Here is an 8,246-nt window from a genome sequence, read left to right as displayed (position 1 = left end):
TAATTCACCCGATCGCAATGGACCCAGGTCTACGTTTTGCGATCCGTGAAGGCGGTCGTACAGTTGGTGCTGGTGTAGTTTCTAAAGTAACTGCATAATCCTTGATTGTAAAAAAAGCGCTCCTTTGGGGCGCTTTTTTTAATTCTTATTTTTATGAAACCAAAAATAAATTGTCTGACAATTTTATCTAAAGCTGTCCTTAACTGATATTGGCTTGACCTAAACAGCGCTTATGTAAAAAAAAATCCCACGTAATATACAGATAAGAATATGAATATTACATTTTCAGGCCTGGACGGGCTTGATGGGAGTAGTCACATGAACGCTAAAGTAAATATTACCAATCGTGCGGGTGCAAGTTTTCCAGTTCGTCGCATGAACTTCGATTTTGATGCTGTACCAGAATACTGGATGAATGGTTCAGCTGGTCTTACTCATTTTATGACCGCATTATCTGCACTGTTTCCAGCAGGTGAAAAGTTTTTTATAGATTCAGTCCGCGCGGTGCGTAAACATCCTGCGATTTCTCACAATGAAGCCTTACAAAAAGAAATTTCCGCCTTTATTGGTCAGGAAGCGATGCATACTCACGAGCATATCGGCTTTAATGCTTCTGCGCAAAAGTATGGTCATGATGTCGATACGCTTGATCATTACACCGATAAAGTCATTCAAACAACGCGAAAGTTCATGGCAAAGTTGGCTAAACCTGTGGGTATTAGCCAGGAAATGATAGATTTAACCGCGACAACAGCACTTGAACACTTTACCGCAACCATCGCCTCACAGCTGTTAACCAATAGCCATATTCAGGAACTGATGACAGATGAGACCATGAAAACCATGTGGTTATGGCATGCAGTCGAAGAAAATGAACATAAGGCAGTCGCTTATGATGTCTTTGAGGGGGTTTTTGGCAAAGGCTTAAAAGCATATGCACTGCGTACGTCTTCCTTGGTCATCGCAATGGCCACCTTATTTGTGGTGCAAAGCTATTTCCTTGCACGATTACTCAAACAGGATCAGCAGCTCAATCTTGAATCCTTGAAGGCCATTTATAGCTATGCCTATAGTCCTTCCAAAGGCATCATTACCGGCATGGCTAAGGAAATGCTGATGTATTTTAAACCGGGATTCCATCCGAATGATCATTATACAGATCAACTGCTGGCGGGCTGGAAAGCAAAATTGGGTATTTAATAAAGATGAAGAGTGAAGAGCGACTGGAATCGCTCTTTTTTTTACTCGATTTTTTTTATGAAGTTTCTATAATGCGGAGGTTGAATCTATATAAGATGAACGAAGATGATTCGTTTGATGCAAGCAGTGGATGTAGAGGCCGTTGTTAAAATTGAAAGATTGGTCCAATCACATCCTTGGACCTTAAAGCAGTTTCAGGATGCAGTGACTGCTTATCAAAGTACCGTGATTGAAGTGCAAGGGCAGGTAGCCGGATTTTGTATTTTACAACCGGTGCTGGATGAAGCCAATTTATTGCTAATGGCGATTGATCCGGCACACCAGGGACAGGGCCTGGGCTATCAGTTGCTGGAGGCTTCAGTGGCGATGCTGAAAAATAATCCGGTGCAGATTTTCCTGGAAGTACGCGAGAGTAATCAGGCTGCGATCAAGCTATATGAAAAATCAGGCTTTCATCAGATTGATCTGCGCAAGAACTATTATCCAAATGCCAATGGCAGTCGTGAACATGCCATCATTATGGTCAAGGCATGTACGGATGATTTTGCCAGCCTGTTTAAATAAGAGAGACGGGCCATCTTATTTAATAATCTGATGATTCCATCCGCTAGGTAAGGTCGTCATTAATGAGTGTCCCAAATGCTGAATCTCTGCGGCACTTAAGGCATGATTTAAGCGTCGCCATTGTCCATCGATCAGTAATTCAAGCGGCAGGTATTGGGATTTGTAGTTCATCTTGGCTGAATGTGGAACCCAGTAGCCCAGATAAACAAATTTCAAACCAAGCTTTTGTGCATGTTCAATCTGTTTCAAGATTGCAAATGCACCCAGTGAGCGGCGATTTTCATTTGGGTCAAAGAAAGTATAAACGGCCGAAATGCCATCATCCAGCAGGTCGCAGGTGGAAACGCTGATTAAACGCTGATCCTGCCATAATTCCAGAAAGAAGCTGTCAGTACAGCTTTGCAATAAAAATTTTTCAAACTGATCGTGAGTCGGAGGGAACATGTCGCCATCTGCGTGACGTTCGTTTATGTAGCGTTCATACAATGCATAATGTAAATCACCCGCCTGCTCTGGAGTGGTAATTTTCATCACCAGATCCTGATTACGTTTCCAGGCTTTTTTTTGTGAACTGTTCATGCGAAATTCAGTAACAGGTACGCGCGAAGACAGGCATTGACGGCAAAGATGGCATTCAGGGCGATAGACGAAATCACCACTGCGGCGGAAACCGGTACGCGACAGCTCGGATAAAGTTACCACATCAATACGATGTGCAGGATCCAGAAAAACCATGCGCGCCGACTTATTGGGCAGATAGCTGCAATCATGCGGCGGCGTAATATAATACTGTAAATCGTTCAGTAGGGCCTTGGGCTGATAAGAATTCATAACAACTACCCTCTGTTATTTTCATTCACTTAATCGCGCGTTTTGCGCTATTGTTTTACTTGAAAATACACCTTCCTGATACTTTTTCCAATCAATCGCCGGCTTTTTTACGATATCTTGTAACGAATTAAGATAGGCTTGGCGAGAAAGTGTACAGGCGCCCAAGCTTAACAGATGATCATTGACCAGTTGGCAGTCAATCCAGGGCAGTTTATTTTCTTGCCCAATCAACATTAAAGTGTAGAAAGCCATTTTAGAAACATCAGTTTGTGTACTAAACATGGACTCACCAAAACAGCCCTGACCGATGGTCACACCATAAAGTCCACCTACGATGCGATTTTCATCCCAGACCTCAATGCTATAGCCGTATCCGGCTTCAAACATATCGCAATAGCCTGCGATGATATCTTCACTGATCCAGGTATCTTCAGCATAAGCACGAGGCAGGGAGCAGCAACGGATTACCCTTTCAAAAGCATGGTTGACTGTAATTTTATAATCCTGCTTTTTCATATTGCGTAGCAGGGATTTGCTTGGATGGTAATCTTCGGGGCGAATAATGCAACGCGGTTCCGGACTCCACCAGCAAATTGGATCACCTTCTGAAAACCATGGAAATAAACCATGCGTATAGGCTTCAAAAAGTGTGGAAGGGGAGAGGTCAGCACCAATACAAATCAGGCCTTCACCTTCAGGATCAACCTCGAGCGGATTGGGAAATATATACTGTGAAGGAGGAAGGAGATGCATGCAAAAATCCGATCTTTAAATAGGCTATTTTTATCATACATAAAAAAACCGCCCAAGATGGACGGCTTTTTATAGTTGCTGCTTAGTCCAGTTTGCCCATCGCATCAAGATATTTATCTGCATCAAGCGCAGCCATACAGCCTGAACCTGCAGAAGTAATGGCCTGACGGTAAATACTGTCAGCAATGTCACCAGCTGCAAATACACCCGGTACAGAAGTTTGTGTTGCATTGCCTGTAGTACCGCTTTGCACCTGGATATAACCGTCACGAAGCTCTAACTGGCCTTCAAACATGCTGCTATTTGGCTTGTGACCAATTGCGACAAACATGCCGGTCACGTCGACATTTTGAGTCGAGCCATCCAAGGTTGACTTAATACGTACTGAAGTTACGCCGGATTGTGCATCACCCAGGACTTCATCGACCTGATGATTCCAGATAATACTGATCTTGCCTTCTTTTTCTTTAGCAAATAAATGCTCTTGCAAGATTTTTTCAGAACGTAATGAGTCGCGGCGGTGAACCATGGTTACGTGAGAAGCAATATTAGATAAATATAACGCTTCCTCCACAGCAGTATTACCACCACCTACGACCATCACTTTCTGGTTTTTATAGAAGAAACCATCACAGGTCGCGCAAGCACTGACACCTTGACCCATAAAGGCAGCTTCAGATTCCAGGCCAAGGTATTGGGCAGTGGCACCGGTACAGATGATCAGGGCATCACAAGTAAACTCTTCCATATCACCTTTTAACACGAACGGGCGCTGGCTAAGATCCACTTCATTGATATGGTCATATACGATTTCGGTGCCAAAGCGCTCTGCATGCGCCTGCATACGTTCCATCAAGGCTGGACCGGTTAGGCCTTCAGGATCACCCGGCCAGTTATCTACTTCTGTTGTCGTGGTAAGCTGACCGCCCAGTTGCAAGCCGGCAATCAGGGTAGGTTTCAAGTTTGCCCGCGCTGCATAGACTGCTGCACTATAGCCTGCAGGGCCCGAACCTAAAATAATCAGTCGTGAGTGACGTGCGCTCATCAGCTGTATCCTTTTTTATTTAGAAATTTATTGAATTATACGTGAAACTGTATAACAGTGGTGTGAGATTAAAGTCGATATTATTGATCATTGAAATCGATTTGGGCTATATAGCATAAGTAACATTGTGCTTGCACAATAGTGCATCTTTTTTTATAGAACAGGTGCATAATATATAGATTATTGCGTCGCTTTTTTTAAGTATTAAAGCAAAAGAATATTCATGAAGAATTGGTTACAGGACAGTATATGACAGCGGTGTCGAGTGCCTATGCACAGCGCTTAATAATGACATTATTTTTAGTCTCATTTGGGATTTATCTGTTTCTTGCAACAGTGACCTATACGCCATTTGATCCGGGATGGATGCACATTTCCAGTGATACACAAACCGTTTCGAATGCGAGTGGGGTTGCGGGTGCCTGGATTGCAGACCTTTTGTTTGGCTTTCTCGGTTGGGCAAGTCTGCTGATTCCTGTCTATCTGTTTATGGAAGCAATTCAGGTCTGGTGGCCGCGCAGCTTCCTGAACCGGCCATTTCGCTATGCTGCCCAATTCTTCCTGTTACTGACCACCTCAGCATTGCTGTTTTTATTTTGGCAAGTGCCTGCAGATACGCTGGATAATTCTTCCGGCGGTATTATTGGCTATGAATTAGGTCAGAGTCTGGAACAACTGCTGACTGTATATGGTGCAGCATTCTTCCTGCTAGTGCTTTGGGTGGTATTATTTACCTTGGCGTTTGGGGTGAAGTGGAACAAGACCTGGAGCAGCCTCAAAGCAACGCCTGCTTATTTACAAGACCTGTTCTACCGTAATGTGCCTGAAGGCATGTCTGATTTTGACCGTACTGCACCTGTTGCGAAAAAAGAGCCAGTCAATACTACGAAAAAAGTAGCGGTTGCAGTCACGCCTGCGCCTGAGCATCAACTGGTAGAAATAGATCCGGTAGTGCGTGATCAGGTGGCTGAACGTCTATTTGATGATTTTGCCGATAAAGAATCCCAGCAATCCCGGTTCGATGACGATATTCCTGAAAATGTGCAGCAGGTTGCTGAGGAGCCAGTCGAAACATTTAAAAAAGCACAGCAAGAGCCACCACAGTCTGATCGTGTGGTAGCAACAGGGCAGATATGGCGTGCCTTACATTCTACTGAGGATCAGCGTCATAAACAGGATATTGATGCCTTACTCAAAGCAGCCGAAGAGGAACAGCTTAACTCTTCTGTATCGCCTTTAGCTGCAGAACAAGCTGTTTCAGCGCAGGCTCCTTCTCAAACCAGAACCACATCTGCGCCACATACAGGCCTGGACTGGGATGATGATGAAATCTTTGACGAGCTTCTGGCTGCGGTTCCACAGGGCAAGACAGCGACGGATGTGCATAGCCCATTCAATCCGGTAACGGCTGAAAAGACCTCAAGAATTGTAGAGGATATGGTAAATGTTGCTCCGGCTATGGCTGCTATGGCAACGGCACATGGGGTGAAAAATAGCGCATTACAGGCCGATCTGGATGACCTGGGTGATTTGCTGATTGAGGAAGATGAACCAAGGCAACCGGTACGTGCATCGAGTTATGCGCAATCTTCTGCTTTTGTACAGGCCCCGATTCAGCATCAGGGTATAGAGCAGGCTACATCTGCCACTTCGGCCAGCAATGCTGCAGTCCGGGAAGCATTATCCAAAGAAGATTTTATTGAAGCCTGGCATGAAACTGCTGGCAAGCCCCAGGATGAAGACGAGTTTGATTTTGATGCGCCTTTAACTGATGCATCAGGACGTCCGATGTCACGTGCCATGCAGGTGGCAGAGCGCCGTAAAGATTTATCACCGCTTCCAGGTCTGGATTTACTGGATGAAGTCGATCCCAATAAAAAAGTGAATTTTACCGAAGAGCAGCTGGCACGTTTATCTGAGCTGCTTGAAATCAAGTTGCAAGAATTCAACGTCAAAGCCAAGGTGGTAGAAGCACAGCCAGGCCCAGTCGTGACACGTTTTGAACTGGATCTGGCGCCAGGGGTAAAAGCTTCTAAAGTGACGAATATTTCGCGTGATCTGGCACGTTCGATGTCGATGGCATCGGTGCGTGTGGTTGAAGTCATTCCAGGCAAGCCGTATATCGGAATTGAAGTACCAAACAGCACCCGTGAAATGGTCCGTTTAATCGAACTTTTGACCATCCCCGCCTTTACTGATCCGAATAGTATTCTCTCTATGGCAATGGGTAAGGATATTTCCGGTAATCCGGTAATTGCTGATCTAGGTAAAGCGCCGCATATGCTGGTGGCAGGGACCACAGGTTCCGGTAAATCGGTGGCGGTCAACTCGATGATTCTATCGATGTTGCTGAAATATACCCCAGATGAATTGCGTCTCATTCTGATCGATCCGAAGCAGCTGGAACTGGCAAACTATAATGATATTCCACATTTGTTGACGCCTGTAGTCACTGATATGAAAGATGCAGTCAGCGCATTGAACTGGTGTGTCAATGAGATGGAACGTCGTTATAAACTGATGTCTTTCCTGAAAATCCGTAAACTGAGCGACTATAACCGCAAGGTGGAAGAGGCGATTGCCAATGGTGAAGACCTGATCGATCCAACCTGGAAAGCCAGCGATTCTGTTGTGGGTGAGCGTGCGCCGCGTTTGACGCCGTTGCCTTCCATTGTGATTGTCGCGGATGAGTTCGCGGATATGATCATGCAGGTGGGTAAAAAAGCCGAAGAAATGATTACCCGTCTGGCACAAAAATCACGTGCGGCCGGTATTCATTTGCTGCTTGCGACCCAGCGTCCCTCAGTAGATGTAATCACCGGTTTGATCAAAGCCAATATTCCAACACGTGTCGCATTGCGGGTTAACTCCAAGATCGACTCGCGTACTATTCTGGATGCGGGTGGTGCAGAAGACTTGCTCGGTCACGGTGACATGCTGTTCTTGGGTCCGGGTAAAATCGAACCTGAGCGTGTGCATGGCGCTTTTATTGCCGATGACGAAGTCAACCGGGTCTGTGACGCTTGGCGTGAACGTGGTTCACCAAATTATGTCGACGAGATCCTGACGCCATTTGATGAAGAGCCATCGAGCCGTGGTTTTGAAGACGGTGGCGACGGTGGATCAGACCGCGATGCGCTGTATGACCAGTGTGTTGCTTTTGTTTTGGAAACCCGTAAGGCTTCTACTTCATCCTTGCAACGTAAATTCAGTCTGGGCTATAACCGTGCTGCACGGATCATCGACCAGATGGAAGAAAACGGCATTGTCAGCGGTATGGGTGCTAATGGCAAACGCGAGATTCTGGTTTAGTAGTCTATCTTCAATAAAAAAGCCTGCTTTCAAAGCAGGCTTTTTTATGTATTTTTGACTCAGGCAAATTTTGCCAATACATCCAGAAACTCGGCACTTTGACGTGGGTAGGTGGCAATCACGTCATGAATGCGTTGCCCTTCCGGATTGGTTGCATTGACATTGCGGCCATCAGCAACAAATTTCGTCAACAGGCGTTCATAATCGAATGGACGCATATGTTTGAAAGCATGATACAGCACATGAAAATCCGCATTAACACCTGCAGGAGGAAGCTGGTTCAGGTAGGCAAATACACGCTCATCTGACCATTCTTCGTTAAAAGTTGCTGGTTGAGATAATGCCATCGCAATTTCCTTGATCTAATGTAGTTTTTTCGGCATGAAAAAAGGCAAAATATGAGTACGCAAGTGACAATGTCTTTAAAACGACGTTGTCTAGGCGAAGTCTCGTTACTCGTCTTGCGACTGGGTAAAGCAGAGCTTTATGACCAGCCTACTCGAAGCAAGTTTCTCGCCTTGCGGCCGGGTAAAATAATACT

General features: G+C 45.3%; 7 protein-coding genes and 1 pseudogene. 4 read left to right on the top strand and 4 right to left on the bottom strand.

Annotated features, from left to right (window positions below):
- The 3 genes and pseudogenes from AY605_RS14880 to rimI form a co-directional block, all read left to right on the top strand.
- A pseudogene (locus tag AY605_RS14880) lies at positions 1–98 on the top strand (elongation factor Tu); the annotation flags it as partial.
- A 220-nt stretch (positions 99–318) separates the two neighbouring features.
- Positions 319–1,200 (top strand): metal-dependent hydrolase, encoded by an 882-nt coding sequence (locus AY605_RS07520; RefSeq protein ID WP_064095804.1) that lies wholly within the window; start codon positions 319–321, stop codon positions 1,198–1,200.
- Positions 1,201–1,305: 105 nt separating this feature from the next.
- On the top strand, positions 1,306–1,764 hold the full coding sequence (gene rimI, locus AY605_RS07515; RefSeq protein WP_064095803.1) for a ribosomal protein S18-alanine N-acetyltransferase: 459 nt from the start codon (positions 1,306–1,308) through the stop codon (positions 1,762–1,764).
- A 15-nt stretch (positions 1,765–1,779) separates the two neighbouring features.
- On the opposite strand, the gene AY605_RS07510 is transcribed toward rimI, so the two are convergent.
- From AY605_RS07510 to trxB, 3 genes are all read right to left on the bottom strand, one after another.
- Complete coding sequence (locus AY605_RS07510; RefSeq protein WP_064095802.1) at positions 1,780–2,595, bottom strand: arginyltransferase; 816 nt, start codon at positions 2,593–2,595, stop codon at positions 1,780–1,782.
- 21 nt (positions 2,596–2,616) lie between these two features.
- The gene (aat, locus tag AY605_RS07505; RefSeq protein ID WP_064095801.1) at positions 2,617–3,348 is read right to left on the bottom strand and encodes a leucyl/phenylalanyl-tRNA--protein transferase; all 732 of its coding nucleotides are present in this window, start codon (positions 3,346–3,348) and stop codon (positions 2,617–2,619) included.
- Between the two features lie 82 nt (positions 3,349–3,430).
- A complete protein-coding gene (trxB, locus tag AY605_RS07500; protein WP_064095800.1) occupies positions 3,431–4,393 on the bottom strand; it encodes a thioredoxin-disulfide reductase in 963 nt (320 codons plus the stop codon).
- A 249-nt stretch (positions 4,394–4,642) separates the two neighbouring features.
- Between trxB and AY605_RS07495 the strand changes: the two genes are divergently transcribed.
- A complete protein-coding gene (locus AY605_RS07495; protein ID WP_064095799.1) occupies positions 4,643–7,705 on the top strand; it encodes a DNA translocase FtsK in 3,063 nt (1,020 codons plus the stop codon).
- A gap of 59 nt (positions 7,706–7,764) precedes the next feature.
- Here the strand turns inward: AY605_RS07495 and AY605_RS07490 are convergent, their stop codons facing one another.
- On the bottom strand, positions 7,765–8,052 hold the full coding sequence (locus tag AY605_RS07490) for a PA4642 family protein (protein WP_064095798.1): 288 nt from the start codon (positions 8,050–8,052) through the stop codon (positions 7,765–7,767).
- Between the last annotated feature and the right edge of the window lie 194 nt (positions 8,053–8,246).

Source organism: Acinetobacter sp. SFD (assembly GCF_001647575.1).
GTDB classification, from domain to species: Bacteria; Pseudomonadota; Gammaproteobacteria; order Pseudomonadales; family Moraxellaceae; genus Acinetobacter; species Acinetobacter pecorum.
This window is presented reverse-complemented; position numbering and strand designations above follow the sequence as displayed.

Excerpts from the sequence above, each read along its gene's own strand:
- rimI (WP_064095803.1), top strand. The coding sequence starts at position 1,306 with ATGATTCGTTTGATGCAAGCAGTGGATGTAGAGGCCGTTGTTAAAATT.
- AY605_RS07490 (WP_064095798.1), bottom strand. The coding sequence starts at position 8,052 with ATGGCATTATCTCAACCAGCAACTTTTAACGAAGAATGGTCAGATGAG.
- trxB (WP_064095800.1), bottom strand. The coding sequence starts at position 4,393 with ATGAGCGCACGTCACTCACGACTGATTATTTTAGGTTCGGGCCCTGCA.
- AY605_RS07495 (WP_064095799.1), top strand. The coding sequence starts at position 4,643 with ATGACAGCGGTGTCGAGTGCCTATGCACAGCGCTTAATAATGACATTA.
- aat (WP_064095801.1), bottom strand. The coding sequence starts at position 3,348 with ATGCATCTCCTTCCTCCTTCACAGTATATATTTCCCAATCCGCTCGAG.
- AY605_RS07520 (WP_064095804.1), top strand. The coding sequence starts at position 319 with ATGAACGCTAAAGTAAATATTACCAATCGTGCGGGTGCAAGTTTTCCA.
- AY605_RS07510 (WP_064095802.1), bottom strand. The coding sequence starts at position 2,595 with ATGAATTCTTATCAGCCCAAGGCCCTACTGAACGATTTACAGTATTAT.